Genomic DNA, 25,108 nt, shown 5'->3' on the forward strand with positions numbered 1-25,108 from the left:
AGCAAAGCGAGGGCGAAAAAGTTAGACTGGACTTCTATCAGAAAATATGATAGACTAACGAAACGATCACAAAATCCCATGGGGGAGTAGCAGGCGCTGTTTGCAGACGGCGCAGCAAGTCAACACAATGACAGCACCGCTGTCTGGCTTGCTTTCATTTGCGAGACTCATGTGTTATGGTGCGGAGTACCACGCCCAACACATGGAGTTCATTTGTAAAAAATGACCCGAGACCGGACGTGCACGCGCGCCGATCTCGGGTTTTGTTTTTGCCGCACCGTAATTTTGGTCAGATTCAGGAGGCATTCAGTTATGGAATGGAGTTTTTTGTTTTTTCTCAACAGTGCACTGCTGGGCGTGGGCCTTGCCATGGACGCATTTTCAGTCTCGATGGCAAACGGTCTGCATGACCCCGGCATGTCCCGAAAAAGGATGTGCATCATTGCGGGCACCTTTGGCGTGTTTCAGGCCGTGATGCCCATGACAGGCTGGGTCTGCGTCCATACCATCGTGGAGATGTTCTCTTCCTTTGAAACGTTCATCCCCTGGATCGCCCTTGCCCTGCTGGGCTATATCGGCGGCAAGATGCTGATCGATGGCATCCGGGGCGAGGAAACCGAGGAAGCCGCCGCGCTGAGTGCCGGTGCCCTCTTTATGCAGGGCGTGGCTACCAGCATTGATGCCCTCTCGGTCGGCTTTACCATTGCGGAGTATGGCTGGCTGATGGCGCTGGCGGCTTCCGGCATCATTGCCGTCGTCACCTTCTTCCTCTGCATGGCGGGCCTGCGCATCGGCAAAAAGTTCGGCACAAAGCTCTCCGGCAAGGCATCTGTGCTGGGCGGTGTCATCCTCATCGGCATTGGGCTGGAGATCTTCATCTCCGGCGTGTTCTTCTGAAAAAGGGGCAAAGAAAACCGGCACAGCGTCAGGCAGGCGCTGTGCCGGTTTTGTTCCCCGTGGAACATTTTTAAGGGTGCATTATTTTTCCGGCTCAAAGTAGTCGGCATATTCCTCGGTGAGCTTGGAGCCCAGCCGCCGGATGCCGCCGTAGAGGTGGCGCTCCACCAGCGGCTCAAAGGCGGCAAGATCACACCGCTCAATAGCGGCAATGATGTTCTGGTGGTCGGCAATCACCTCGTCCAGCCCGCCGCTGGTCATGGTGTCCAGCATCCGGAAGCGGCTGTAATCGGCGTGGGCGTTCTGTAAGGTGCGCCACAGATACATTTTTCCCATGGCGGCAAACCATGTTTCGTGGAGCAGGCGGTCTGCCTCATAGAGCTTGTTGTAGTCGATCTCCTCAGCGCGGGCCAGCGCGGCGTAGGCATCGGTCCGCCGCCGGATGAGTGCCCGCTGTTCCGGCGTGCACTTGGGCGAGAAGTCCCGCAGGACGCGGGCTTCCACGGCGGTGCGCTCGTAGATGAGCTCATCCACGATCTCACGGTTCAGCCGGGTCACAGTGGTACCCTTGTAGGGCACGATTTTTACCAGCCCGTTCTCCTGCAGCCGCTGCAGCACCACCCGGATCATGGAACGCGGTGCCCCAAAGCGGGCGCAGAGTGGGTTCTCGCTCAGCGAACTGCCCGGCCGCAGGGTCAGGTCGATGATCTCCCGCTCCAGTACAGCGTAAATTTCAGCGTCGGTCTTGTATTGCTGTTCCATATCACTCACCTAGTTGAAATGATTATTCCTTTAGCGGGCTCGCCCTCTCAGTCATCGCTACGCGATGCCAGCTCCCCCAAAGTGGGAGCCCTTGGCAGTCCACGCAAACTTCATCTTTTTGCCAAGGCCTCTCCCCTTGGGAGAGGTGTCACCGCAGGTGACGGAGAGGGCGAGGATGCTGACCATGTGCAACAGCCTTATTCCAAAAACTCCTTCCACGGTGCGGCGGCGGGCAGGGGCAGAGAAAAGGCCATGGGTTTGCCGGTATCCGGGTGGACGAACTGCAGCCCTGCGCTCTGCAGGGCAATGTCCCCTTTGAACCGGCTGCCATATTTGCCGTCTCCGTAAAGCGGGTGCTTCCGGGAGGCAAACTGCACACGGATCTGATGTGTCCGCCCGGTGTGGAGGGTGATCTCCGCAAGGCTCAGGGAACCGTCCGGTGCCGTCTCCACGATGCAGTATTCCAGCACGGCTTCCCGCACCCCCTTGCGGGGGCGCTTTACCGGAAAGACCCGGCCCTTCCGGCTGTCCTTGAACAGATAGTCCCGCAGGATGCCCTCGGGTGGCAGCTGTTCGTCCGGCCCGCCTGCGATCACGGCCCGGTACGTTTTAAGAAAGCAGGGCTGTGCCAGTGCACCGGGGCCAGCCTCTGCCCTGCCGTCCAGAATGGCATAGGCCTGCTGGCTCTCCGTCACCTGTTTTGTCAGGGCAGCTGCGGCTCCGGGTGTTCTGGCATAGACCATCAGCCCCGAAACACCGGTGTCCAGCCGGTGGATGACCCCAACGTATGCATCCGGCCTGCCCCACCGCTGGCGCAGGGCAGCGGGCACGCCCTCCTCGCTGGTCAGCCCGGCGGGCTTGTCCAGCACCACAAGGGCAGTATCTTCGTAGAGAATGTTCACAGCTTGCCCTCGTCCAACAGGGCCTTGAGCTTGAGCACGCCTGCAATGGTCTTGCCGTCCTTGATTTCGCCGCGCATCACCATCTCATAGGCCTGGGTCAGCGGTACCCGGTCAGGGGTCAGGAACTCGTCCGCATCCAGATGCATCCGGGTCTCGTGCAGACCGGTGGACACCCAGGTGTAGATGATCTCGGTATCATAGCCCACAGTGGGGTAGAACTCGCCCAGGGAGGTGTACTTGTCGGCGGTCAGGCCGCACTCCTCCTCCAGCTCCCGCTTGGCGGCTTCAAAGGGGTCCTCTCCTTTTTCCAGCTTGCCGGCGGGCAGCTCCCACAGCTCCTGCTGCATAGCGTAGCGGAACTGGCGCACCATGCAGATGGTGCCGTCCTCAAAGTAGGGCACGATGCAGGCCCCGCCGTGGTGGTGGACCACCTCGCGGGTGGCGGTCTTTCCATTTTCCAAAAGGGCGGTATCCTTGGTCAGGGTGACCACCCGGCCCTCGAACAGCACCTCACTTGTGAGCGTCTTTTCAAAATGTGCAGCGTCCATCGTATTTGCGTCCTTTCCAGATGATAATGATGCTGGTTCAAGTTTACGGCAACAAAGCGCCGGTTGTCAATTCAAAATTGAGGATAAATTAAGAAAAATACAGCAAAAAAGCCGGATTCTTAATAATCTGTCAGGTTAGATGCAACAAAAGACACAAGCGTAAAAAAGCACCAAAAAATTTCTTGAAATTTTGTTGCGTTTTGCCAGTGGGTTTGCATTTACTTTGAGGGCGGAATTTGCTAATATAATATATGAGCAATAGTGCCTTTTGGGGTTCTCCGGCCCCAGCGGGGCGCGATTGCCCCGCGCAAAAGGTACCAAATTCTGAACAATGGAGGAAGAAAAATGCCTAGAGCAAAGCAAACCATGGATGGCAATACCGCTGCCGCTCATGTAGCATACGCCTACACGGACGTGGCTGCTATCTACCCCATTACCCCGTCTTCTCCGATGGCTGACTCTGTGGACCAGTGGTCCGCAGCCGGTCAGAAGAACATCTTCGGCAACCAGGTCAAGGTCGTCGAGATGGAGTCTGAGGCCGGCGCTGCCGGCGCTGTGCACGGCTCTCTGGGTGCAGGTGCTGTTACCACCACCTTCACCGCTTCTCAGGGCCTGCTGCTGATGATCCCCAACATGTACAAGATCGCTGCTGAGCAGCTGCCCTGCGTGTTCGATGTTTCTGCACGTACCGTTGCTACCCAGTCCCTGAACATCTTCGGTGATCACAGCGACGTTATGGCATGCCGCCAGACCGGCTTCGCAATGCTGGTCGAGAGCAGCGTGCAGGAAGTTATGGATCTGTCCCCTGTTGCCCATCTGGCAGCAATCGAGGGCCGGGTTCCCTTCCTGAACTTCTTCGATGGCTTCCGTACTTCTCACGAGTACCAGAAGATCGAGAAGTGGGACTACGCTGATCTGAAGGAAATGTGCAACATGAAGGCTGTTGAGGAGTTCCGTGCCAAGGCTCTGAACCCCGAGCACCCCAAGATGCGCGGTTCCCACGAGAACGGCGACGTGTTCTTCCAGCACCGTGAGGCCTGCAACTCCGCTTACGACGCACTGCCCGCAGTGGTCGAGAAGTACATGGCCAAGATCAACGAGAAGCTGGGCACCAACTACGATCTGTTCAACTACTACGGCGCACCCGATGCTGACCGTGTCATGATCGCTATGGGCTCTGTCTGCGACGTTGCTGACGAAGTCATCGATTACCTGAACGCCAAGGGCGAGAAGGTCGGTATCGTCAAGGTCCGCCTGTACCGTCCCTGGGTGTCCTCCGCTCTGCTGAAGGTCCTGCCCAAGACTGCCAAGAAGGTTGCAGTTCTGGATCGTACCAAGGAGCCCGGCTCTCTGGGCGAGCCCCTGTACCTGGATGTTGCTGCTACCCTGCGTGAGGCTGGCCTGAACGATGTCGTTCTGACCGGCGGCCGTTACGGCCTGGGCAGCAAGGACACTCCCCCGTCCTCCATCTTCGCTCTGTTCAAGGAGCTGGAGAAGGATCAGCCCAAGGAGCGCTTCACTCTGGGCATCACCGATGATGTCACCGGTCTGTCCCTGCCCGAGGTCAAGCCCGCTCCCATCACCGCAGCTGCTGGCACCAAGGAGTGCAAGTTCTGGGGTCTGGGCGGCGACGGTACTGTCGGCGCAAACAAGAACTCCGTCAAGATCATCGGCGACCACACTGATAAGTATGTTCAGGCATACTTCCAGTATGACTCCAAGAAGACCGGCGGCGTGACCATCAGCCACCTGCGTTTCGGCGACAAGCCCATCCGCAGCCCCTACTACATCAACCAGGCTGACTTCGTGGCCTGCCACAACCCCGCTTACATCCACATGGGCATGAAGATGGTCCAGGATGTCAAGCCCGGCGGCGTGTTCATGATCAACTGCCAGTGGACCGATGAGGAGCTGGGCCAGCACCTGAACGCTGAGGCCAAGAAGTACATTGCTGACAACAACATTCAGCTGTACACCATCAACGCCATCGATAAGGCAATCGAGATCGGTATGGGCAAGCGCACCAATACCATCCTGCAGTCCGCTTTCTTCAAGCTGGCTGACGTTATGCCCATCGAGGACGCTGTCAACTTCATGAAGCAGGCAGCTCAGAAGAGCTATGGCAAGAAGGGCCAGGACGTTGTTGAGATGAACTGGAAGGCCATCGATGCTGGTGTTGACGCAATCCACAAGGTCGACGTTCCCGCTTCCTGGTCCAACCCCGAGGCTGATCCCGCTCCCAAGGCTCTCACCGGCCGTCCGGAGCTGGTCAAGCAGATCCGTGATGTCATGGAGCCCATCGCTCGTATGGACGGCGACAGCCTGCCCGTTTCCGCTTTCGTTGCAAATGCAAACGGCGAGTGGGAGCAGGGCGCATCTGCATACGAGAAGCGCGGCACCGCTGTGAACGTTCCCGAGTGGGATGCTTCCAAGTGCGTTGGCTGCAACCAGTGTGCATTCGTCTGCTCTCATGCTACCATCCGTCCCTTCCAGCTGACCGCTGACGAGCTGGCAGCTGCTCCTGCTCAGACCAAGAGCCGTGACAACCGCCCCGCAAACGAGTACAAGTTTGTGATGGCTGTTTCTCCTCTGGACTGCATGGGCTGCGGCGAGTGCGTCACCGTCTGCCCCACCAAGGCAATTGCTATGGTTCCTCAGGAGAGCCAGGCCGATCAGCAGGCAGTCTTCGACTACTGCGTCGCCAACATCTCCAAGAAGCCCAGCAAGTTTGCTGATGACACCGTTATTGGTTCTCAGTTCAACCAGCCCCTGCTGGAGTTCTCTGGCTCCTGCGCAGGCTGTGCCGAGACCTCTTACGCTCGCCTGATCACTCAGCTGTTCGGCGAGAAGATGTACATCTCCAACGCTACCGGCTGCTCCTCTATCTGGGGCGGTACCGCTTCCATCTCTCCGTACACCGTCAACAAGGACAGCGGCCATGGTCCTGCATGGTGCAACTCCCTGTTCGAGGATAACGCTGAGCATGGTCTGGGCCTGTACCTCGGCCAGAAGACCGTTCGTGAGAACCTGATCAAGCGCATTGCTGAGGTTGCTGGTTCTGACAAGGCTTCCGCTGAGCTGAAGGCTGCCTTCGACAAGTTCATGGAGACCAAGAACAACACCAAGGCAAACGACGAACCCGCCAAGGCTCTGATCGCTGAGCTGGAGAAGGCTGCTGCCGCTGGCTGCACCGAGTCCGCTGAGATCCTGAAGAGCAAGGAGTTCATCGCCAAGAAGTCCGTCTGGATCTTCGGTGGTGACGGCTGGGCATACGACATCGGCTTCGGCGGCCTGGATCACGTCCTGGCTTCCGGCGAGGATGTCAACGTCATGGTCTTCGATACTGAGATGTACTCCAACACCGGTGGACAGGCATCCAAGGCTTCCAACATTGGTGAGGTCTGCCAGTTCGCTGCTGCTGGTAAGGAAATCAGCAAGAAGAGCCTGTCCGAGATCGCAATGACCTACGGTTACATCTATGTTGCTCAGATCGCTCTGGGCGCTAACATGAACCAGGCTGTCAAGGCAATCGCTGAGGCTGAGGCTTATCCCGGCCCCTCTCTGATCATCGGCTACGCTCCCTGCGAGCTGCACGGTGTGAAGGGCGGCATGACCAACTGCCAGAACGAGATGAAGAAGGCAGTTGAGGCTGGTTACTGGAACCTGTTCACCTTCAACCCCGCCAACAAGGCTCAGGGCAAGAACCCCTTCACCCTGACCTCCAAGGCTGTGGATGCCGAGAAGTATCAGGCACTGCTGGCAAACGAGACCCGTTACAGCCGCCTGACCCGTGCATTCCCCGAGCGTGCAAAGGCTCTGTTCGCACGCAACGAGCAGGTTGCAAACGATCGTTACGAGCACCTGACCCGTCTGGTCGAGCTGTACAAGTAATCCTGTTTTCTGAACAATGGCTGGCAATGGCCGCAGCGGCACCCTAGTCCGCAAGGCGGCTGCTCCGCACTGGCGATTACTGCGCAACGCAGCAGTGCGAAACTGCGGCCCCGCCGCCCTGAACAGAGCATGATGAACGTGCAAACGAGCATTTGCGCAAACTTCTGATTTCATTCCCTCGCCCGCCGCGGCCCGCGAACCGCGCCGGGCAGGGTGTTTGAAATACCAAAGCGCCCGCGAGGGTCCTTGAAAGCACACCCCGCGTGTGTCAGGAGCATAAGGTCTGGCAACAGATACCTTGCTCCGCCTGCTGCATAAGACCTGCCCTGCAGGAATCTTGCCGCAGTCAAAAACGAATCCGTTTTTAGCGCCCCGCTCACTTTATAGTGAACGGGGCGTATTTTTGTGTAAGGAAACAGAAACCGCTGTACGGAATGTTCCATACAGCGGTTCTCTCATCCATATACTATTTTGCGGGAGCAGGAATGAATTCAATTTTGACCTGCATTCCCATACCGGCGGCAAGGCGTTGCAGCGTCCGCAGAGAAGGATTTGCGTTGCCGTTTTCCAGCTTGCTGATGTCTGCCTGAGCAATGCCGGTACGCTCCGAGAGCTCCTTCTGGGTCAGGCCGCTTACCTTCCGGGCATCGATCATTGCCTGTACCAGCGAAAGCTCTGGCTGAAGTGCCTCCCACTCCGCTTTGAATTCAGGGTCTTCCAGTTGTTTGTTGAGAAAATTCCGAAAATCACTCACGATATCTTCTCCTTTCGTTCAAGATAGTCTGCACGATATTTTTTGGCCAGGGCAATTTCCTCTGATGGTGTTTTTTGCGTTTTCTTGATGAAGCCGTTGGTCAGAACAATACGCTTTCCAATGTAAAAGAAATACAGAACACGTGTGATATTGCTGCTCTGCTTAGCACGGATCTCAAAAATTCCGTCCCCAATAAATTTGGAGTAGGGCTCCCGCAGCTGTGGTCCGTTGGCTTCCAGCAGTGCGACAGCACCCAATACTTTTGCACGCATTTTGGTGTCAAGGGATTCCAGAAAATCATCTACCGGACAGTCGCCATTCTCCTTATGATAGAAGTCTACATCGTAACATTCCAAGCGGCAGCCCTCCTCTATGGGATATATCCTATTTCTATAATATATGATATATCCCATTTTGTCAAGGGTGCGATAAAAATATCTTCTCGCTATTTTACAATTTCTTCATAGGATTTTCATGCAAACCCGTGCTTTTGGTGCTATACTACTGACATAAGGAACCGGGGCCGCAACCGATTCCTTGTACATGATTCCTCCTCACACCAAGGCAATATCCAAACAGAAAGCCCCTTTCAGTGGTCCGCAAGCACTGGAAGGGGCTTTCTGCGTGTTTTGGTGGAAATTCCCGCCTGATTCGGTGCATTTAGGGTTGACCGGCCTTTTGGCCGGCGCTATAATAAAAAGTGGAAAAGATCCTTAGGAGGTGAACGCAGGACAATGGACCCGGATCATAGTCGAAGATGCGGTTTTGGTGCGATAGGACGGGACATGGAGCAGGCTGCGTTCGCCTTTTTTGCCCGGTAAGAGGTGCTGTTCGGGCACTTCTCAGCGGGGAGAAAGGGCGCGGCTTTGTGCGCGTGGAAGCCTTGGCAAGGGGTGGATGCGGGCCGTTGGCGGCGCTTTTTGTTTTGCCCTGTACCAACCGCCGGAATACGGTAGGAGGTACGCAAAATGGAAATGGAAGAAAAGAAAAACGAACTGACCGAGGCCGCCCTGCCTGTGCAGGAGCTGCCCGCTGATATCCCAGACGAGGTGCGCCAGAAGCTGGTCAGAGATCTGAACGAGGAAGCTACAGAGGACCTGAAGCAGGACATCCGGGAGGCCGAGAAAGAGGAAGCCCGGGACGAGGAGGTCAAGGCTGACCCCGAGATGCTGACCAAGAGCCGCCTGCTCAAGATGCTGGTAAAAAAGCAGTACGTCAAGCTGCGCGAGGTCACCGAGGAGGAGCAGCCCGCCGACCTGGCAGAGCTGCTGGAGGAGCTGGACGAGAACAACCGTCTGGTGGTGTTCCGCCTGCTGAAAAAGGAAGTGGCCACTGAGGCCTTCGCCTATATGTCCGATGAAGCCCGGGATGACCTGGTCAACGCCTTCTCCGACGTGGAGCTGGTCAGCGCCATTGAGGAGATGAGCCTGGACGATGCTGCCGACCTGCTGGAGGATATGCCCGCAGGCGTGGTCAAGCGGGTGCTGGAGAAATCCTCCAAGCAGACCCGCGAGAGCCTGAACAAGCTGCTGAATTACCCCGAGAGCTCAGCCGGCAGCTTGATGACCCCTGAATATGTCCGGCTGAAAAAAGAGATGAATGTCCGGCAGGCGCTGGATGCCATCCGGCGGCAGGGCGAGAACGCCGAGACCGTCTATATCAACTATGTTGTGGAGCGCAACCGCCTGAAGGGTGTTGTTTCTGCCCGTGACCTGCTGCTGGCAGACCCCGATACCCCGCTGGTCGATATCATGGACGACAACGTGGTCACCGTGAAGGTCACGGATGACCAGGAGTTTGTGGCCCGTGAGATGCAGCGCTACGACTTTACCGCAATGCCCGTTGTGGACAACGAGGGTATGTTTGTGGGCATTATCACCATTGACGATGCAATCGATGTTCTGACCGATGAGAGCACCGAGGATATGCAGAAGATGGCCGCCATTCTGCCCGCGGATGAGGCCACCACTTATTTTGGCACCAGTGTCTGGACCCACGCCAAGCAGCGCATCCCCTGGCTGCTGATCCTGATGCTGTCGGCCACCTTTACCGGCATGGTCACCACCCATTACGAGGAAGCCTTTGTGAGCCTGCCCCTGCTGGTCTCCTTTATGCCCATGCTGATGGATACCGCCGGCAACTGCGGCAACCAGATCAGCACCCTGATGGTGCGCGGTCTGGCGCTGGGCGAGGTGGAACCCTCTGATTTCCTCAAGGTGCTGGCCAAGGAGCTCCGTGTTTCCGCGATCGTGGGTGCGGTGCTGGGCCTGGTGAACGGTCTGCGCATCTACTTGATGTACACCTTCATCTTTGCCGGTCAGTATGACAATGTGATGGGCTACGCCATCGTCGTCAGCGTGTCGCTGTTCTTAAGCGTTATCCTGGCAAAGCTGGTGGGCGGTATGCTGCCCCTTGCCGCCAAGAAGCTGGGTGCGGACCCGGCCATCATGGCGACCCCCTTCATCACCACCATTGTGGATGCCTGCAGCTTGATCCTGTACTTCCAGATCGCGCAGGTCGTGTTCCGGAATATGATGTAACGTTTGATTTTATAGGAGCAGCCCTCTCAGTCAAAGCCTGACGGCTTTGCCAGCTCCCCCGAAGGGGGAGCCTATTGCTGGCCTGAGATAAAGGCAGCATAGCCTCGCCCTTTGGGAGAGGTGGCAGCGCGCAGCGATGACGGAGAGGGCTGTTTCTTTTTGTTGAAAACTCAAGTTTTCCCGCTGTTTTCCACAGGTCGATTTTTGTAGAAAATGGGTGTGGAAAACTACCGTCTCCTTCATTCCAACGGGGAGAAATTCAAGGAGCGGATTTTCTGCCTGCTGTAAAAAGTAAATTTTCGGGTTTGACTTTCTTTCAGAAAAAAGGTGCAAAGGCCCATAATTCCCCTGATTTTCGCAAAGATTCGCGCGATACAATACACCATGTATAAACCACCTCACAGGAAAATGTGGAAAACTCAGTGGAAAAAGTGGAAAACATCGTGGGAAAACTGGTGCTTTTTTCACAATTCCGGTGGAAAACCCGGTGGAAAGAGTGGATAAGTCCATCTGAACGCACCAAAAATGGATACAACCTGCTGTTTTAGCACTCGGATGAACAGACAGCCAGATCCCTTTGTTCACACCCTTCGCCTTGAATGGCCCTGCCAATCATGGTACAATGAAAAAAGAGAGCGTTCCCGGCCAATGGGGCGCAAATTTTACGAATAACGGAGGCTTCTGCCTATGAACTGGATCACCAAGCTGGAACGGAAATACGGCCGGTTCTGCATTCCCAACCTCATCAACATCCTCATCGGCGGCCAGATCCTGGTCTACGCCATTGAACTGTTCGTCAACCAGTATATTTCCTTTTATCTCTCCCTGAGCCGCAGTGCCCTGTTCGCCGGGCAGATCTGGCGGCTGTTCACCTTTGTGCTGGTGCCTTTTTCAGGCGGCGGGCCGCTCAGCGTGGTGCTGGGCATCTATTTTACCTGGTTCGTCGGCAGTGTGCTGGAACGGGAGTGGGGCGATTTCCGCTTCAACCTTTACGTCCTGCTGGGGATGGCAGGCGCGTGGCTGGCCTGCCTGCTGACAGGCTCTGCCGATACCTACTGCCTGTCCCTCTCCCTCCTGCTGGCCTTTGCCATGCTTTACCCGGAGCTGCAGGTGCTGCTCTTCTTCGTCATCCCCCTCAAGGTGAAATATTTCGGCATCTTTGCCGCCGCCCTGTGGGTGTTCAGCTTCCTGAGCATGGGGATGCTGGGCAAGCTGAACTATCTGCTCTGTATGCTGGGCTTCCTTCTGTTCTTCGGGCCGCAGGCCTGGCATAACATCCGCGCCTGGGTGCGCCGGGAGCAGTGGAAGAGGAAAAATCGGAGATGATGATTGATCGTCTGGAAGGCAATTCGGAATTAAAGACCAGCGTCCGGCTGATGCTGGGGGGCCGCCGCATGACCCACAGTGTTCTGCTGGTGGGCGAAGAGGGGCTGGGAACCGGGTTTGCGGCCCGCTGCGTGGCGGCGGATTACCTTTACCCCAACGGCGGCGCGCCCGCCGAAGCCTTGCTCCGGGGCGAGTGCTGCCGTGCCGTGGCAAAGGCCGGTAAGCGCGACAGCGGCCAGATTGAGACCGGCATCGTCCGGGAAGCCATCTCCGTGACCGGTATGGGCAGCGGCGGGCGGTATCTGGTCGGTCAGGTCACGGCCATGCGCAGCGAGATCTTCAACACCAGCCTTTCGGCAGAGGGGCGCGCAGTGCTGCTCTACCATGTGGAGCGGATGAACGAGGAATCGGCCAACGCCCTGCTGAAGGTCATGGAGGAGCCGCCCGAGGGTGTGCTTTTTCTGCTGACGGCGGATTCGCTGGCGGGCGTTCTGCCCACCATCCGGAGCCGCTGCATCAGCTTTGCAGTGGCTCCCGTTTCCCCCGCCGATTGCGCCCGCTACTGCACCGCACAGGGGGTGGACAGCAAGGATGCCGCCCTGTACAGTGAGCTGTTCGATGGCCACATCGGCACAGTGCTGGATGCGGCCCGGGATGAGGCCCGCCGGGCGCAGGTGGACAAGGCGCTTGCCCTTGCCAAAGCAGCGGCCGCGCAGGACAGCTATGCCGCCGCCGTTCTGCTGGCGGCCTACGAAAAGGATAAGGTGGGGGCCGCCGCTCTGCTGGCCGATTTCCGGGCCGTAGCGGCCGCAGGGCTACGCGGAAGCCCCCGTGCCCCGGTGCAGGGCGATGCCGCCCGCAAGGCCCTTGCAGCCGCCGATGCGGCGATCCAGCGGCTGGGTGCGCAGGTGAACCCCAAGATCACCTTGAGTGTGCTGGCAATGAAGTTCCGGACATTCTGATAAAAAAGAGCAGCCTTTACCCTCTCCGTCATTGCTTGCGCAATGCCACCTCTCCCGAAGGGAGAGGCAAAACATCAAAGAGGGTAAAGGCTGCTATATATGGAATAGCCCTTGGCTCCCCCTTCGGGGGAGCTGTCGAGCGTTAGCGAGACTGAGAGGGTGAGATTATCTTCTCCGTGCTTTTCTGCGCCGGCCCAGATTCAGCGAGCCGCCCCCGGCAACAAGGGTGAAGAAGCTGAGAACAGCCAGAAGAACGATGAGAGCCGCCATCAGGAGAAGTGTGGACTGAAGGTCGGTGCGAAAGTCGGAGACATATTCCTGATGGGTCACAAGGTCTACCGTGCCCACCTCATAGCCGTCCAGATAAACGGTGGCCGTGCCAAGGACAGCTCCGTCCTTGACGGTGGCGGAGATGTTCTCCTGAAGGTCGTAGGTGAAGGTCACCTTGTCGTCCGCATGGCCGTAGCCGCTGACCGGTGCGGCAGCGTAAAGCTCCACTTCCTCATAGGAGCGGCACTTCTTCAGAGGGGCGGTGGTCAGCGGGGTCTCAGTGTCCACCAGCTCCCGGTCAGAAAAGCTTGCAAAGGCCCAGTCCAGGATCTCGGAGGCCTCCCTGTAAATGTTGTCGAGGTCAGAACCCAGCACCACCAGCCCGTAGGTGTGGCCGTCCTTCTGGGCAAAGGTCACATAGCACCGGCCCGCCAGGGTGGTAAAACCGGTCTTCATGCCCCGGATGTAATCCCGGTAGTAGGGGTACTCCGGGTTGAGCATCAGGTTGGTGGAGGTGATGGTGCGCTCGTTCTGGTGCAGATTGGTGGCAGGCAGGGTATAACTCAGGGTGTTTGCCACCTGCATATAGGTCTCGTTCTCGGCGCAGGCCTTGGCGATCAGGGCCAGATCGTGGGCCGAGGAGACGTTGCCGTAATCATACAGGCCGTGCACACAGGTAAAGCTGGTGCTGGTGCAGCCCAGCTCTTTGGCACGCTGGTTCATCCGGGCCACAAAGGCGGTCAGGTCGCCGTCCGAAACATCACTGGCGATCGCACTGGCCGCGTCGTTGGCACTGGCCACCAGCAGGCCGTACAGCAGGTCGATGCGGCGCACCGTTTCACCGATGCGCAGGTTGATGGTGCTGCCGTTGGCGTTCTGAATATCCTTGAACTCCTGGGTCAGGCTGGCGGGGATGGTGATCTCCGCGTTCATGTCCTTGCCGCTTTCCAGAAACAGCAGGGCTGTCATCATCTTGGTCAGGCTGGCAATGTAGCGCTGCTGGTCCGCGTTCTGTTCCAGAATGGGCTTGTCGATGTCCGCGTTGAACAGATAGACCGACTCGCCCTCGTTCACGGTCTGGATGGGCATTTCGTATGCGGCCAGACCGGGCAGGACAAGGGTCAGGGCCAGCGCTGCCGTCAGCAGCAGGGCCGCCGCCCGGCGGAAGAGAGTAGAGTTCTGCATAAGCGTATCCTCCAACGGAAGCTCCCGGCTTCCCTGAATCAAAAACTAAAATACTATATAAAAGAATACCATAAATGACGGAAAAGAGAAAGGTGGTTTTTCACAATGTTGTTGCCTTTTGGTGGAAAAGTTCCCCGGGACGAGGGTGCGGTGTTCGTGGCACCCAACGCCACGGTGCTGGGTGATGTGGTGCTGGGGCCGGGCTCTTCGGTCTGGTACGGTGCGGTTCTGCGCGGGGACGATGGTACCCTGACCCTGGGCGAGAACACCAATGTGCAGGATAATGCGGTGCTCCACTGTGACCCGGGCGGGGCGGTCACGCTGGGCAAAAACGTGACCGTGGGCCACTGTGCCCTTGTCCACGGGTGCACCGTGGGAGATGGTTCCCTGATCGGGATGCACGCCACCCTGCTCAACCACTGTGTTGTGGGCAAAAACTGCATCATCGGGGCCGGTGCGCTGGTGCCGGAAGGCAAGATCATCCCGGACGATTCCCTTGTGGTGGGGGTTCCGGGGAAGATCATCAAGCAGGTCAGCCCCGAACAGGCAGCCGCCAGCCTTGCCAATGCCGCCCACTATGTGGGAGAGGGCCGCCGTCACGCCGCAGCCCTGCGGAAAGAGGAAAAAGGTGAAAACGAGTGAGCGAAATAATTTCGTGCGAAGCTTAACAGAATTTTCACAAGATTTCACAAGAAAGTAATGACTTTTGCGCCGAAATCGGGTATACTATGAGCACAAGGGAGCGGGGCCGCAACCGTCTCCCTTGCACATGATTCCTCCTCACACCAAAGCAATACCCCAAAACAAAAGTCCCCTCCGGTGTACCGCAAGCGCCGGAGGGGACTTTTGTTTGTCTGAAACAGCGCCCCCGGCGGAGCGATCCTCTGCCGGGGGCGCTGTGTTATATCAAGTTTCAGAGGGAACCGTAGATGCCGCGCACGGAGACCTCGCCGGTGAACACATGCTCCTCGCCGCTGTTGGTGCGGACAACAAGACGGCCCTCCTCGTCTACATCCACGGCCTTGCCTGCTCCCTGCCCGCCGTCCGGCAGGTCAAAGGTCACCCGCCGTCCGATGTTGACACAGGCGGCCTTGTACTCCTCCCGGAAAGGTGCAAAGCCATCCCGCGCAAAGGTGTACAGGGGCCGATCAAAGCCGAAATCCGTCAAAGCCTCGGCCAGCCAGCCGGGATCCTGCTCTAGATCGATCGCGGCACCCTGCAGGGCCAGCGAGGTGCCGTGGGGCAGGTCGGCAGCATCAAAATAACTCTGCGGCTGGGCCAGGTTGATGCCAATGCCGCACAGGATGCCCCGGCCCTGCTGCTGGTAGCCGTAGCAGACGCTTTCGCACAGGATGCCCACGATCTTTTTGCCGTTCAGCAGCAGGTCGTTGGGCCACTTGATCTGGCAGTCCACGCCGTAGCGCAGGGCCAGCTGTCTGCGCACGGCAAGGCTGGCCAGCAGGGGCAGGGTGGCGGGCTGCGCCAGCGGCTCCCGGATGGCGACTGTGTAGTACAGCGCCTTGCCCTCGGCGTTGACCCAGGTGCGGCCAAGGCGGCCCCGCCCGGCGGTCTGGTTGGTGGTGTATACCGCGCCCACCGGGCCGAACTCTTCAAAATGCTCTTTCATATACGCGTTGGTGCTGCCGCATTCGGGCAGATAACGCACCTCATTGATGCTCATTGCTGCGGTACCTCTTTGTGTGCAAAGCTGGTGATCTTGCCCTTGTCCAACAGCATCACGCCGTAGGTGTTGGGGCCGGTGTAGCAGCGGCCGCAGGAACCCGGATTGAACAGGAACACACCGTTTTTCTGGATGGCGATGGGTTTGTGGGTGTGGCCGAACAATGCCACCTCAGCGCCGCGGGCGGCGGCGGCATCCGCCAGCGTGTCCAGATCGTATTTTACGCCGTACATGTGACCATGAGTATAGAAAACGACCACCTGATCGAATGCGGCCAGCCCGTCCAGCGGCTCCAACGCGCCAAAATCGCAGTTACCGGCCACGGCGTAGACCTTCATTTTGGGGTGCAGGGTCAGCGCCTCTTCCAGGTCGCGCAGGCCATCTCCCAAAAAGACAACGGCATTTGCATCGCTTTCTGCGTGCAGGATGCGCTCCACTGCACTGGCGCTGTTGTGGCTGTCGCTCAGGATCAAAAGTTTCGTCACGGGACTACGTCCTCCTTATTTATACGTATTAAACCTCTCAGTCGCCTTCGGCGACAGGTACGGGTTGCGGCTCCCAGCATTCATTTCGTGTTGTAAACAACACTTATGTCTTGCTGGCCGCGGCCCCAACAGCAACGCCCTTTATCCGCCACTGGCGGCGGTTGTTGCTGTTGCCCCTGGTAGGGGAGCCAAGCTTACGTTCTTGTCTCCCCTGTCAGGAGAGGGGGCAATGCGAAGCATGGACAGAGAGGTCAATCTGCCTGCAAAGCAAGCAGCTGCTTGTACACTTCACTCTTGGAATACGGCGTGCCCTGCGCGGCGGCCTTGGCGGCGGCAGAGGCCGCATAGCCGTTCCGGGTCAGTTCCAGCGCCCGCTGGGCGGCCTGCTCCAATGTCAGTTCTTCCTCGGCTTCGGCGGCGGGCGCACCGGCCATCACCAGAACATACTCGCCGCGGGGGTCGTTCTCGGCATAATGGGTCTGGGCCTCGCCCAGCGTCGTTTTCCAGATCTCCTCGTGGAGCTTGGTCAGCTCCCGGCAGAGGGTGATGCTCCGCTCGGGGCCGAAGGCGGTGGTCAGGTCGTCCAGCGTGGTGCGCAGTTTGTGGGGCGCTTCGTAGAAGATGACCGTTCGCTTTTCCCCCTGCAGCTCGGCCAGCCGCTCCCGCTTCTGCTTTTTGTTCACAGGCAGAAAACCCTCAAACACCCAGCGGGAGGTGTCCTGACCGGAGACGGCCAGCGCCGTCACACAGGCGGAAGCTGCCGGAACGGGCACCACCTTGATGCCCCGGGCCAGCGCGTCCCGCACGATCACCTCGCCCGGGTCCGACACACAGGGCATTCCGGCATCGCTGCACAGGGCGCAGTTCTCGCCTTCCTCAATGCGGCGCAGGATCCCCTCGCCCTTCTGCAGGGCGTGCTCGTAGTAGCTCACCATCGGCTTTTTCAGTCCCAGAAAGTTGAGCAGCTTCATGGTCACGCGGGTATCCTCTGCGGCAATAAAATCTGCCGCGCCAAAGGTGGCTGCCACACGGGGCGGCATGTCATCCAGGTTGCCGATGGGTGTGGCAACGATATAAAGAGTACCTGCCATAGTATCCTCCCATTTGATTTGTACAAAACCTCTCTGTCATCCCGTACTTGGCGCGCAGCGCTTGAGAGGTTCAGCGTCCATACATTGCCGCGCCTGCCGAGATGAGTACATCCGGCTCGACCCGCAGCCCTGTTTTTCGGTTCTTCTGTGCTTCCACCAGAAACAGCCAGGGGGCGGCATCCAGCCGGTTTTTCACAAAGGCCAGCCGCTTGGGCTCCAGCCGGTTGGCCCGCAGGACTGCCAGCACCTCGGCCAGCCGCTCGGGCCGGTGGCAGAGCGAGAGCCGCCCGCCATCCTTCAGCAGCCGGAACGCGCACTTGCAGACATCGTCTAGCGTGCAGTCCGTCTCGTGGCGGGCAGTGGCCCGGGCTCTGTCGGCGGCCTGCTCCCCTGCCGTGAAATAGGGTGGGTTGCAGGCACACAGGTCGTAGCTGCCCTCGCCTTCCCGGAAGGAGCGCAGGTCGGCGCAGACGGGCGTGATGTGCGCAATGCCCTGTTCGGCGCAGGCGGCGGCCAGCAGCGCGCTGGCTTCGGGCTGCAGCTCCAGCCCCAGGCAGGGGCCGCGGTGGCCCCGGTCGTGCCATTCCAGGCTCACGATGCCGCAGCCGGAGCACAGGTCGGCGGCGCGCCAGGCCCGCTTTGGCTCCGAAAACCGGGCCAGCAGCAGAGCGTCTGAGCCAAAGCGGTGCACGGCTGAACAATAGACTCTTGTTCTATTATACAAAATCTCGGTGGAATGTTCCATATACAGCACCTAAAATCCACTGCCAAAATATCGGGCGGAAAAATCGGGGAAAATTGTGCATGAAAGAAAAGCAGCAGACCCGCTTTTGACAGGTCTGCTGCTTTTGATGCGTTTTTTCAGTGTTCGCCGTGAAATTATTCAGCAGCGATAGCACCGGTGGGGCAAGCACCCTCGCAAGCGCCGCAATCGATGCAAGCGTCTGCATTCACAACTGCAACACCATTCTCAATGGTGACAGCACCAACGGGGCAAGCGCCCTCGCAAGCGCCGCAGCCAACACATGCGTCAGAAACCTTGTGTGCCATAATAAAACTCTCCTTTTATCACCCGTGCACTAGCTTTAAGAAGAAGTCTGCCCTCGCACGGTGCCAGCAGGCTTCCCCGGAATTCATCCTTGTCTGCATTCTAGCAAAGTGGAAAAGAAAAGGCAAGACTAACCGTGTGCCATAAAAGCCCAAAGTTTTATTTTTGTGGGGTTGCACAAAAGCAAGGCCTAACTTTGCGGGAAAATTAAGAGAGTTTTTTGGCGAAAATCACGAAGAATGGTTAGTTTTGTGATACTAACTGCCGCGATATCCCACTATTTTTCTGGGAATTATTTCTCTTTTTTGGGGCATTTGCCGCAGCCCACATTGCCCTTTTCATCGGCGGCTGCCACCACCGGGGCGGGGTTGCGCACACCGGAATAATCGTCGTCCGGGTCGGGGCGGCGGGGTGCCCGTTTGCCGCCGCTGATATACTCACACACGCCCACCTTATAGTAGCGCGGGGTCAGGGCTTCGGTGCCGCAGCGCACCCGCAGGTAGCCGGAGATGGGGTTCACTTCCAGCACGGTGCCCAGACCGTCCGGGGTGCGCACGGTGCTGCCCACCATGGGCATGATGCTGTTCAGGTACTCGTAGGCGTTTTCCTCGTAGGAAAGGCAGCACATCAACCGGCCGCAGGCACCGCTGATCTTGGTGGGATTCAGGGAAAGGCCCTGCTCCTTGGCCATCTTGATGGAAACGGGCTGGAAATCCTTGAGGAAGCGGCTGCAGCAGAAGGGCTGGCCGCAGATGCCCAGACCGCCGATCATCTTGCTCTCGTCGCGCACGCCGATCTGGCGCAGCTCGATGCGGGTGTGGAAGATGCCGGCCAGATCCTTGACCAGTTCGCGGAAGTCCACCCGGCCGTCGGCGGTGAAGTAGAACATGATCTTGGAGCGGTCAAGGGTGTACTCGGCCTCCACCAGCTTCATTTCCAGGCCGTGGCGGGCAATGCACTCCTGGCAGGTGTGGTAGGCGCGCTTCTCATCCTCGCGGTTCTGGTGCATCCGGCGCACATCCACGCTGTCGGCCATCCGGGTGATGGGCTTGAGCGCTTTGGAAACGGCGCTGTCGGCGATCTCTTTCACGCCCTGCACCACTTCGCCGCACTCAATGCCGCGGGCGGTCTCCACGATCACGTATTCGCCGGTTTTGATGTCGGCCCCGGCAGGGTCGAAATAATAGCTTTTGCCGTTTTCCTTGAAACGGACAGAGATGACTTTTTTCATACTGTTCCTCACAGGGGAAATTCCCCTATCTCGTAAAAAGGCCCGCAGAAGGGCCTGAAGATCCATTCTGAGGATTATTATAGCATAAACGTTGAAAATTGAACAGCCCTCTCCGGTTCACTTCGTTCGCCAGCCCAGGTTGTGGCTCCCAGCAGCTGCTTCGTGCAATTGCACTCGCACCTTGCTGGCCACTGCCCCAACAACTCCTCCCTCAATCCGCCACTGGCGGCGGTCGTCGTCGTTGCCCCCAAAGGGGGATCCGATAAAAAAATTTCATCCTCTGCAACATTCCGCCCCGCTCATTCGTATCCCACTTGAACTCCGTCTGAAATTTGATCTCCAAAACGTCAAAAAACTGAGGTATCATCCGGATTTCACAAAAGATTCTCAAGATTTGCTAAAGAATCTCCGGGCAAGCCTTGCAAGCCCCGGAACCGGGTGTATAATAGGGGTATCGCCTTTGATCCGCTCTGAGAAAAAAGAGCAGCCGCGCAGTTCGTGGAAAAACACAGAAACGGTAGGAAGAAATGGAAAAATTCAGTGTCAAAAAACCGTTCACCGTTCTGGTTGCAGTCATCATGGTCATCATGCTGGGCCTTGTGTCCGTGCAGAACATGCAGACCAATCTGCTGCCAAACGTGAACACACCGTACCTGATGGTGGTCACGGTCTATCCCGGTGCCAGCCCGGAGCGTGTGGAGAGCGAGGTCTCCGACGTGATGGAGAGCGCGCTGGGCACCATCTCGGGCGTGAAAAACGTCACGGCCACCTCGGCAGAAAACTACAGTCTGCTGCTGATGGAGTTTGAGGATGATACGGACATGAACAGTGCCGTGGTCAAGGTGTCCAACAAGGTGGACCAGACCACCGCCAGCCTGCCAAGCAGCTGTATGACCCCCTCCATCATTGAATATACCCTGAACATGAACGCCTTTATGACCGTGGCCGTCAGCCGCGAGGGCAGCAATTCCTATGAGCTGGCCGATTTCGTCAACGACACCATGGTTCCCTATATCGAGCGTCAGGGCGGCGTTTCCAATATTTCCGCCAACGGCCTGGTCACCCGGATGGTGCAGGTGCAGCTTGATCAGGAAAAGATCGATGCCATCAACGAAAAGCTGCTGGAGGTCATTGACGTGCAGCTGGCCGATGCAAAGTCCCAGCTGGATGATGCCGAGGCCCAGATCGAGGCAGGCAGAAAGCAGTACGAGACCCAGCTGGCCAATTACGACAAGCTGGTCAGCGATACCATCAACAGCCAGTATTCCGGCGAACTGCAGGATTCCTTCATGCTGGTCAAGAAGCAGGCACAGGCCCTTCTGGAGAGCGTCAACCAGCTCATTGCCGTGGTCAACGAGCCTGAGATCCAGCAGGCCCTGATCGATGTGCGGGACGGCCTGCAGCGGGTCGTGGACAAGTTCAATGAGACCGGAATGCAGGATATCGATTCTCTGATCGAGATCGTGGCGGAGCTGCGCGATATCACCGATAAGCTGACCACCGCTTTGCAGGATCTGCAGCAGCGCCTGAACGCGCAGGGCGACACCGCCGGCACAACGGCCGGGGAGCTGGTCGATGATCTGCAGGTGCAGCAGAGCCTGAGCAACATTTATAACACGCTGGAGAGCACCATCAAGGCCATGGACGACGTGCCCGGCCTGATGGATCAGTTCACCCAGATCGTGGGCAGCTATTCCCAGCAGCAGCTGCAGGCCTATATCAAGTTCACCGAGGCCCGCGAGATGCTGAACGATTACGAGAAGCAGCTGGAAGATGCCAAGCAGCAGTACGAGGATGCCAAGCAGATGGCCATGGAGAACTCCGACGTGGCCAAGATGCTGGATATTGACACGCTGGCACAGCTGATCTATGCCCAGAACTTCTCCATGCCCGCCGGTTATGTCAAGGATTCCAGCAACAAGTCCTGGCTGCTGAAGGTCGGCGAGGAGTACGACAGCATCGAGGATATCTCCGGTGCCCTGCTGCTCCATGTGGACGGCTTTGGCGATGTCCGCCTGTCTGACGTGGCCGATGTGCAGATCATTGACAACGCGGAGGACAGCTTTACCCGCCTGAACGGCGAGCGCTCTGTGGTGCTGAAGATCTTCAAGAGCAATTCTTCCAGCGCCGGTGAAGTTTCCGGCAACTGCAAGGCCGCCTTCAAGGAGCTGGAACAGAAATACGATGGCCTGCATGTGGTCGTGCTGTCCAACCAGGGCAACTACATCAGCATCATCGTCGGCAGCATCCTGAGCAGTATGCTCATCGGCGCGGCCCTTGCCATCATCGTGCTGGCCATCTTCCTCAAGGACATCAAGCCCACGCTGGTGGTCGGCATCAGTATCCCGCTGTCGGTGCTGTTTGCCGTGGTGCTCATGTACTTCACCGGCCTGGATATGAATATTATGACGCTGGCGGGCCTGTCCCTCGGCATTGGTATGCTGGTGGATAACTCCATCGTCGTCATCGAGAACATCTACCGTCTGCGCAGCCGCGGCGTGCCCGCTGCCCGCGCGGCGGTCCAGGGCACCAAGCAGGTGGGCATGGCCATCATGGCTTCCACCCTCACCTCTGTCTGCGTGTTCCTGCCCGTCATCTTCACCTCCGGTGTCATCAAGAGCCTGCTGCAGCCCATGTCCATGTGCATCGGCTACTGTCTGGCTGCTTCCCTCATCGTGGCGCTGACGGTTGCCCCGGCGGCCTCCTCTACCCTGCTGAAAAACTCCAAGCCCAAAGAGCTCAAGTGGTTCGACAAGGTGCAGGAAAAGTACGTCAAGAGCCTGGAATGGTGCTTCCAGCACCGCTGGGCACCGCTGGGCGCGGCAGTGGTGCTGCTGGTGTTCTGCGGCTGGCGCGTGATGTCCATGGGCGTTGAGATGCTGCCCACCATCACCAGCAACGAGGCCATCGTCACCCTCTCCACCGAGAAGGATCTGACCAAGGAGGAATCCTATGCTGTGGCCGAGAATGTCATTGATGCCCTGCTGGCTGTGGACAACGTGGAAGAGGTGGGCGTTACCACCGACAGCCGCGTGGCCGGAATGGATGTCGGCCAGCTGGGTCTGCCCCAGACCATCACCGACCTGCTGAAAGCCGCCAACAGCTACGGCACCTACCAGATCAACGTGATGCTGGACGAGAGCCTCTCCTCCCGGCAGATCGAACAGGCCCGCGAGGCGCTGGAGGAAGCTGTGAACGGTGTGGAGAACTGCACCGCCACCGTTGAGATCAGCGGAATGCAGGAGCTGACCAGCCAGCTGGATATGGGCCTGACCGTCCAGGTCTCCGGCAACGACATCGACACCATGACTGCCCTCTCCGAGAAGGTGGTGGATATGGTCAACGAGATGGACGGCTTTACCAATGCCACCAACGGTCTGGGCAGCGGCGATGCCACCATCAACCTGCAGATCGACCGGGATAAGGTCCGTTCCTACGGCCTGACCGTGGCGCAGGTCTACCAGCAGATCGCCGCCAAGCTGACCACCACCACCACGGCCCAGACCCCCGTTGCCATCGATGGCTCCACCATGAACGTCCAGATCAGCAACAATCTGGACCCCATGACCAAGGAAAACATGATGGATATGACCTTTACGACCTCCGTTATGGCCGCCGACGGCACCACCGAGACCGGCACCTGCACGCTGGGCGATATGGCCACCTGGGTCACCGGCTCCACCCCGGACTCCATCACCAGCAAGAACCAGACCCGCTATATCAGTGTGACGGCGGACGCAGTGGAGGGCACCAATACCACCACCGAGACCCGCGCGCTGGAAAAGAAGCTGAACGAGTTTGCCGCATCCGATGAAATGCCCGAGGGCTGCAGCTTCTATATGGGCGGCGGCTCTGAGATCAACGGCATGGTGGTGGATCAGATGGGCCAGTGGATGTTCCTGGCGCTGCCCTTCGTCTACCTTGTTATGGTGGCCCAGTTCCAGAGTCTGCTCTCCCCCTTCATCGTTCTGTTCACCATCCCGCTGGCCTTTACCGGCGGCCTGCTGGGCCTGCTGCTCACCGGCCAGCAGCTGACCATGATCTCCCTGATGGGCTTCATCGTCCTGATGGGCACGGTCGTCAACAACGGCATCGTGTTCGTGGATTACGCCAACCAGCTGCGCATCGGCGGCATGGAGCGCCGCGCGGCCCTGATCGCCACCGGCAAAACACGAATGCGCCCCATCCTGATGACCACCCTGACCACCGTTCTGGCTATGCTCCAGCTGGTGTTCAGCGGCGATATGGCCAGCCAGCTGATGAGCGGCATGGCCATCGTCATCATCTTCGGCCTGACCTACGCCACCCTGATGACCCTGTACGTTGTGCCCCTGATGTACGACATCCTCTTCAAGAAGCCGCCGCTGAACGTGGATATCGGCGATGAGAACCTTGACGACATCCCCGATGATGCCGCCGAGTATATCGCCCAGAACACCGCTCAGCCGGAGTAAGAAAACTTCCCCAAAGCACCCTTCACAGTCATGTGAGGGGTGCTTTTTTGATACTTGCAGGATAGATAAAATGATGATAAAATATAAACGTAGAAAAGTACTCTTTTTCTGAAACGAAAGGATGGCGGAAATGCGGTTCGTACAGTTGGATGAGAAGAATGAAGAACGCATGAATGCTATCCGTAAATTCACCCTGATGGATGACACCTTTATGACACAGGTGTTTTCAGGAGATAAAGAGAGCACACAGGAGCTGCTTCGCATCATCCTGAAACGAAAGGACCTGACCGTCGCAAGGTCTGCAACACAGCTTACGATCGGCAATCTGTTTGGCCGTTCTGTACGGCTGGACATTTATGCAACGGATGATGCAGGCAAGCAGTACGATATCGAAGTACAGCAGGAAGATAAGGGAGCCGCTCCAGAACGGGCGCGGCTGAACAGTGCGATGTTTGATTCCCGCCTGACGACTTCTGGTGAAAAATATTCTGACCTGCCTGAGACATATATCATATTTATTACGGCAAATGATGTTTTGGGAGATGGTCTGCCGGTTTACAATATTGAACGGACGATTCAGGAAACCGGGAAGCTGTTCCACGACCGTGCACATATCGTATATGTGAACGGCGCATATCGGGGAACGGATGAGGTCGGTGCGCTGATGCAGGATTTCCGCTGTGATGACTATCGGGATATCCGGAACCCCAAAATAAGGGCAAGAGTAAAATACTTTAAAGAAGAAACGGAAGGAGTGGCAGCTATGTGCAAGACAATGCAGGTGATCGTTGATCGGGAACGAGAAGATGCCGAGGTGGCAAAGGGAAAGCGCATTGCGCTCAATCTCTGGAAGAACGGAGAGCATGATCTGGATAAGATCGCCCAGACCACCGAACTTTCGTTAGAACAGGTGCGGGAGGCAATTACCGAACCGTGTTCTGCATAAGAAAACTTTCCCCAAAGCACCCTTCACAGCCATGTGAGGGGTGCTTTTTGTCAACTTGCTAAAAAAATCGCCGCAGCTTTGGCACAGTCTCCAAAAATTGAGGAATTCAATAAAAAATATTGACAGGGGGGGGGG

The 25,108-nt window shown here is 57.7% G+C and carries 21 protein-coding genes; 8 read left to right on the top strand and 13 right to left on the bottom strand.

The features are described 5' to 3' along the window. Positions 1-312 precede the first annotated feature (312 nt). Positions 313-897, top strand: coding sequence for a manganese efflux pump MntP family protein (locus J3352_RS08985; RefSeq protein WP_005929108.1), 585 nt, complete (start codon positions 313-315; stop codon positions 895-897). Positions 898-978: 81 nt separating this feature from the next. On the opposite strand, the gene J3352_RS08990 is transcribed toward J3352_RS08985, so the two are convergent. The 3 genes from J3352_RS08990 to J3352_RS09000 form a co-directional block, all read right to left on the bottom strand. After that, on the bottom strand, positions 979-1,659 hold the full coding sequence (locus tag J3352_RS08990) for a GntR family transcriptional regulator (RefSeq protein ID WP_097773089.1): 681 nt from the start codon (positions 1,657-1,659) through the stop codon (positions 979-981). Between the two features lie 197 nt (positions 1,660-1,856). After that, positions 1,857-2,561, bottom strand: coding sequence for an RluA family pseudouridine synthase (locus J3352_RS08995; protein ID WP_156066853.1), 705 nt, complete (start codon positions 2,559-2,561; stop codon positions 1,857-1,859). Next, the gene (locus tag J3352_RS09000) at positions 2,558-3,109 is read right to left on the bottom strand and encodes an NUDIX domain-containing protein (protein WP_156066851.1); all 552 of its coding nucleotides are present in this window, start codon (positions 3,107-3,109) and stop codon (positions 2,558-2,560) included. The genes J3352_RS08995 and J3352_RS09000 overlap by 4 nt, the downstream gene beginning before the upstream one ends. Positions 3,110-3,454: 345 nt before the next feature. Here J3352_RS09000 and nifJ point away from each other — a divergent pair, with 345 nt between their 5' ends. Then, the gene (nifJ, locus tag J3352_RS09005) at positions 3,455-7,000 is read left to right on the top strand and encodes a pyruvate:ferredoxin (flavodoxin) oxidoreductase (protein ID WP_005929090.1); all 3,546 of its coding nucleotides are present in this window, start codon (positions 3,455-3,457) and stop codon (positions 6,998-7,000) included. Between the two features lie 466 nt (positions 7,001-7,466). Here the strand turns inward: nifJ and J3352_RS09010 are convergent, their stop codons facing one another. Together J3352_RS09010 and J3352_RS09015 are read right to left on the bottom strand one after the other, a co-directional pair. Beyond that, positions 7,467-7,754 carry a helix-turn-helix domain-containing protein gene (locus tag J3352_RS09010; RefSeq protein ID WP_097769886.1) on the bottom strand — a complete coding sequence of 96 codons (288 nt, stop codon included), beginning with the start codon at positions 7,752-7,754 and terminating at the stop codon, positions 7,467-7,469. After that, positions 7,751-8,110, bottom strand: a complete 360-nt coding sequence (locus tag J3352_RS09015) for a type II toxin-antitoxin system RelE/ParE family toxin (RefSeq protein WP_097773086.1) — start codon at positions 8,108-8,110, stop codon at positions 7,751-7,753. The genes J3352_RS09010 and J3352_RS09015 overlap by 4 nt, the downstream gene beginning before the upstream one ends. A gap of 612 nt (positions 8,111-8,722) precedes the next feature. On the opposite strand from J3352_RS09015, the gene mgtE reads away from it, so the two are divergent. Then, positions 8,723-10,294 (top strand): magnesium transporter, encoded by a 1,572-nt coding sequence (gene mgtE / locus J3352_RS09020; protein ID WP_156066849.1) that lies wholly within the window; start codon positions 8,723-8,725, stop codon positions 10,292-10,294. Between the two features lie 30 nt (positions 10,295-10,324). Here mgtE and J3352_RS09025 read toward each other — a convergent pair whose 3' ends face one another. Next, positions 10,325-10,879: a hypothetical protein gene (locus J3352_RS09025; RefSeq protein ID WP_156066847.1), complete on the bottom strand. Its 555-nt coding sequence runs from the start codon at positions 10,877-10,879 to the stop codon at positions 10,325-10,327. A gap of 102 nt (positions 10,880-10,981) precedes the next feature. On the opposite strand from J3352_RS09025, the gene J3352_RS09030 reads away from it, so the two are divergent. Together J3352_RS09030 and J3352_RS09035 are read left to right on the top strand one after the other, a co-directional pair. Then, entirely contained in the window at positions 10,982-11,620 is a 639-nt protein-coding gene (locus J3352_RS09030) for a rhomboid family intramembrane serine protease (RefSeq protein ID WP_156066845.1), read from the top strand. Then, positions 11,617-12,582, top strand: a complete 966-nt coding sequence (locus J3352_RS09035) for a hypothetical protein (RefSeq protein WP_098923994.1) — start codon at positions 11,617-11,619, stop codon at positions 12,580-12,582. Before J3352_RS09030 ends, J3352_RS09035 begins: the two co-directional genes overlap by 4 nt. 165 nt (positions 12,583-12,747) lie before the next feature. Here J3352_RS09035 and J3352_RS09040 read toward each other — a convergent pair whose 3' ends face one another. After that, complete coding sequence (locus J3352_RS09040; RefSeq protein ID WP_156066843.1) at positions 12,748-14,037, bottom strand: D-alanyl-D-alanine carboxypeptidase family protein; 1,290 nt, start codon at positions 14,035-14,037, stop codon at positions 12,748-12,750. Positions 14,038-14,142: 105 nt separating this feature from the next. On the opposite strand from J3352_RS09040, the gene J3352_RS09045 reads away from it, so the two are divergent. Next, a complete protein-coding gene (locus J3352_RS09045) occupies positions 14,143-14,679 on the top strand; it encodes a gamma carbonic anhydrase family protein (RefSeq protein WP_097773083.1) in 537 nt (178 codons plus the stop codon). Positions 14,680-14,950: 271 nt separating this feature from the next. Here the strand turns inward: J3352_RS09045 and J3352_RS09050 are convergent, their stop codons facing one another. From J3352_RS09050 to J3352_RS09075, 6 genes are all read right to left on the bottom strand, one after another. Next, positions 14,951-15,718: a biotin--[acetyl-CoA-carboxylase] ligase gene (locus tag J3352_RS09050; protein ID WP_156066841.1), complete on the bottom strand. Its 768-nt coding sequence runs from the start codon at positions 15,716-15,718 to the stop codon at positions 14,951-14,953. Beyond that, complete coding sequence (locus tag J3352_RS09055) at positions 15,715-16,203, bottom strand: YfcE family phosphodiesterase (protein WP_156066839.1); 489 nt, start codon at positions 16,201-16,203, stop codon at positions 15,715-15,717. The genes J3352_RS09050 and J3352_RS09055 overlap by 4 nt, the downstream gene beginning before the upstream one ends. A gap of 251 nt (positions 16,204-16,454) precedes the next feature. Further along, complete coding sequence (rsmI, locus tag J3352_RS09060; RefSeq protein WP_156066837.1) at positions 16,455-17,294, bottom strand: 16S rRNA (cytidine(1402)-2'-O)-methyltransferase; 840 nt, start codon at positions 17,292-17,294, stop codon at positions 16,455-16,457. Positions 17,295-17,364: 70 nt separating this feature from the next. Then, entirely contained in the window at positions 17,365-18,039 is a 675-nt protein-coding gene (locus J3352_RS09065; RefSeq protein ID WP_156066835.1) for a tRNA1(Val) (adenine(37)-N6)-methyltransferase, read from the bottom strand. A gap of 134 nt (positions 18,040-18,173) precedes the next feature. Further along, positions 18,174-18,344: a DUF362 domain-containing protein gene (locus J3352_RS09070; protein WP_005929040.1), complete on the bottom strand. Its 171-nt coding sequence runs from the start codon at positions 18,342-18,344 to the stop codon at positions 18,174-18,176. Between the two features lie 290 nt (positions 18,345-18,634). Continuing rightward, positions 18,635-19,573: a stage 0 sporulation family protein gene (locus J3352_RS09075; RefSeq protein ID WP_156066833.1), complete on the bottom strand. Its 939-nt coding sequence runs from the start codon at positions 19,571-19,573 to the stop codon at positions 18,635-18,637. A gap of 527 nt (positions 19,574-20,100) precedes the next feature. Between J3352_RS09075 and J3352_RS09080 the strand changes: the two genes are divergently transcribed. Beyond that, a complete protein-coding gene (locus tag J3352_RS09080; protein ID WP_156066831.1) occupies positions 20,101-24,027 on the top strand; it encodes an efflux RND transporter permease subunit in 3,927 nt (1,308 codons plus the stop codon). A 130-nt stretch (positions 24,028-24,157) separates the two neighbouring features. Continuing rightward, positions 24,158-24,973, top strand: a complete 816-nt coding sequence (locus J3352_RS09085) for a PD-(D/E)XK nuclease family transposase (RefSeq protein ID WP_223384584.1) — start codon at positions 24,158-24,160, stop codon at positions 24,971-24,973. Positions 24,974-25,108: the final 135 nt, after the last annotated feature.

This window comes from Faecalibacterium sp. Marseille-Q4164 (genome assembly GCF_017377545.1).
GTDB classification, from domain to species: domain Bacteria; phylum Bacillota; class Clostridia; order Oscillospirales; family Ruminococcaceae; genus Faecalibacterium; species Faecalibacterium duncaniae.

Bases quoted from the DNA above. Each gene is read 5' to 3' on its own strand.
- J3352_RS08985 (WP_005929108.1), top strand. From the start codon at position 313: ATGGAATGGAGTTTTTTGTTTTTTCTCAACAGTGCACTGCTGGGCGTG.
- J3352_RS08990 (WP_097773089.1), bottom strand. From the start codon at position 1,659: ATGGAACAGCAATACAAGACCGACGCTGAAATTTACGCTGTACTGGAG.
- J3352_RS09000 (WP_156066851.1), bottom strand. From the start codon at position 3,109: ATGGACGCTGCACATTTTGAAAAGACGCTCACAAGTGAGGTGCTGTTC.
- nifJ (WP_005929090.1), top strand. From the start codon at position 3,455: ATGCCTAGAGCAAAGCAAACCATGGATGGCAATACCGCTGCCGCTCAT.
- mgtE (WP_156066849.1), top strand. From the start codon at position 8,723: ATGGAAATGGAAGAAAAGAAAAACGAACTGACCGAGGCCGCCCTGCCT.
- J3352_RS09030 (WP_156066845.1), top strand. From the start codon at position 10,982: ATGAACTGGATCACCAAGCTGGAACGGAAATACGGCCGGTTCTGCATT.
- J3352_RS09035 (WP_098923994.1), top strand. From the start codon at position 11,617: ATGATGATTGATCGTCTGGAAGGCAATTCGGAATTAAAGACCAGCGTC.
- J3352_RS09040 (WP_156066843.1), bottom strand. From the start codon at position 14,037: ATGCAGAACTCTACTCTCTTCCGCCGGGCGGCGGCCCTGCTGCTGACG.
- J3352_RS09045 (WP_097773083.1), top strand. From the start codon at position 14,143: ATGTTGTTGCCTTTTGGTGGAAAAGTTCCCCGGGACGAGGGTGCGGTG.
- J3352_RS09050 (WP_156066841.1), bottom strand. From the start codon at position 15,718: ATGAGCATCAATGAGGTGCGTTATCTGCCCGAATGCGGCAGCACCAAC.
- rsmI (WP_156066837.1), bottom strand. From the start codon at position 17,294: ATGGCAGGTACTCTTTATATCGTTGCCACACCCATCGGCAACCTGGAT.
- J3352_RS09065 (WP_156066835.1), bottom strand. From the start codon at position 18,039: ATGGAACATTCCACCGAGATTTTGTATAATAGAACAAGAGTCTATTGT.
- J3352_RS09070 (WP_005929040.1), bottom strand. From the start codon at position 18,344: ATGGCACACAAGGTTTCTGACGCATGTGTTGGCTGCGGCGCTTGCGAG.
- J3352_RS09075 (WP_156066833.1), bottom strand. From the start codon at position 19,573: ATGAAAAAAGTCATCTCTGTCCGTTTCAAGGAAAACGGCAAAAGCTAT.
- J3352_RS09080 (WP_156066831.1), top strand. From the start codon at position 20,101: ATGGAAAAATTCAGTGTCAAAAAACCGTTCACCGTTCTGGTTGCAGTC.
- J3352_RS09085 (WP_223384584.1), top strand. From the start codon at position 24,158: ATGCGGTTCGTACAGTTGGATGAGAAGAATGAAGAACGCATGAATGCT.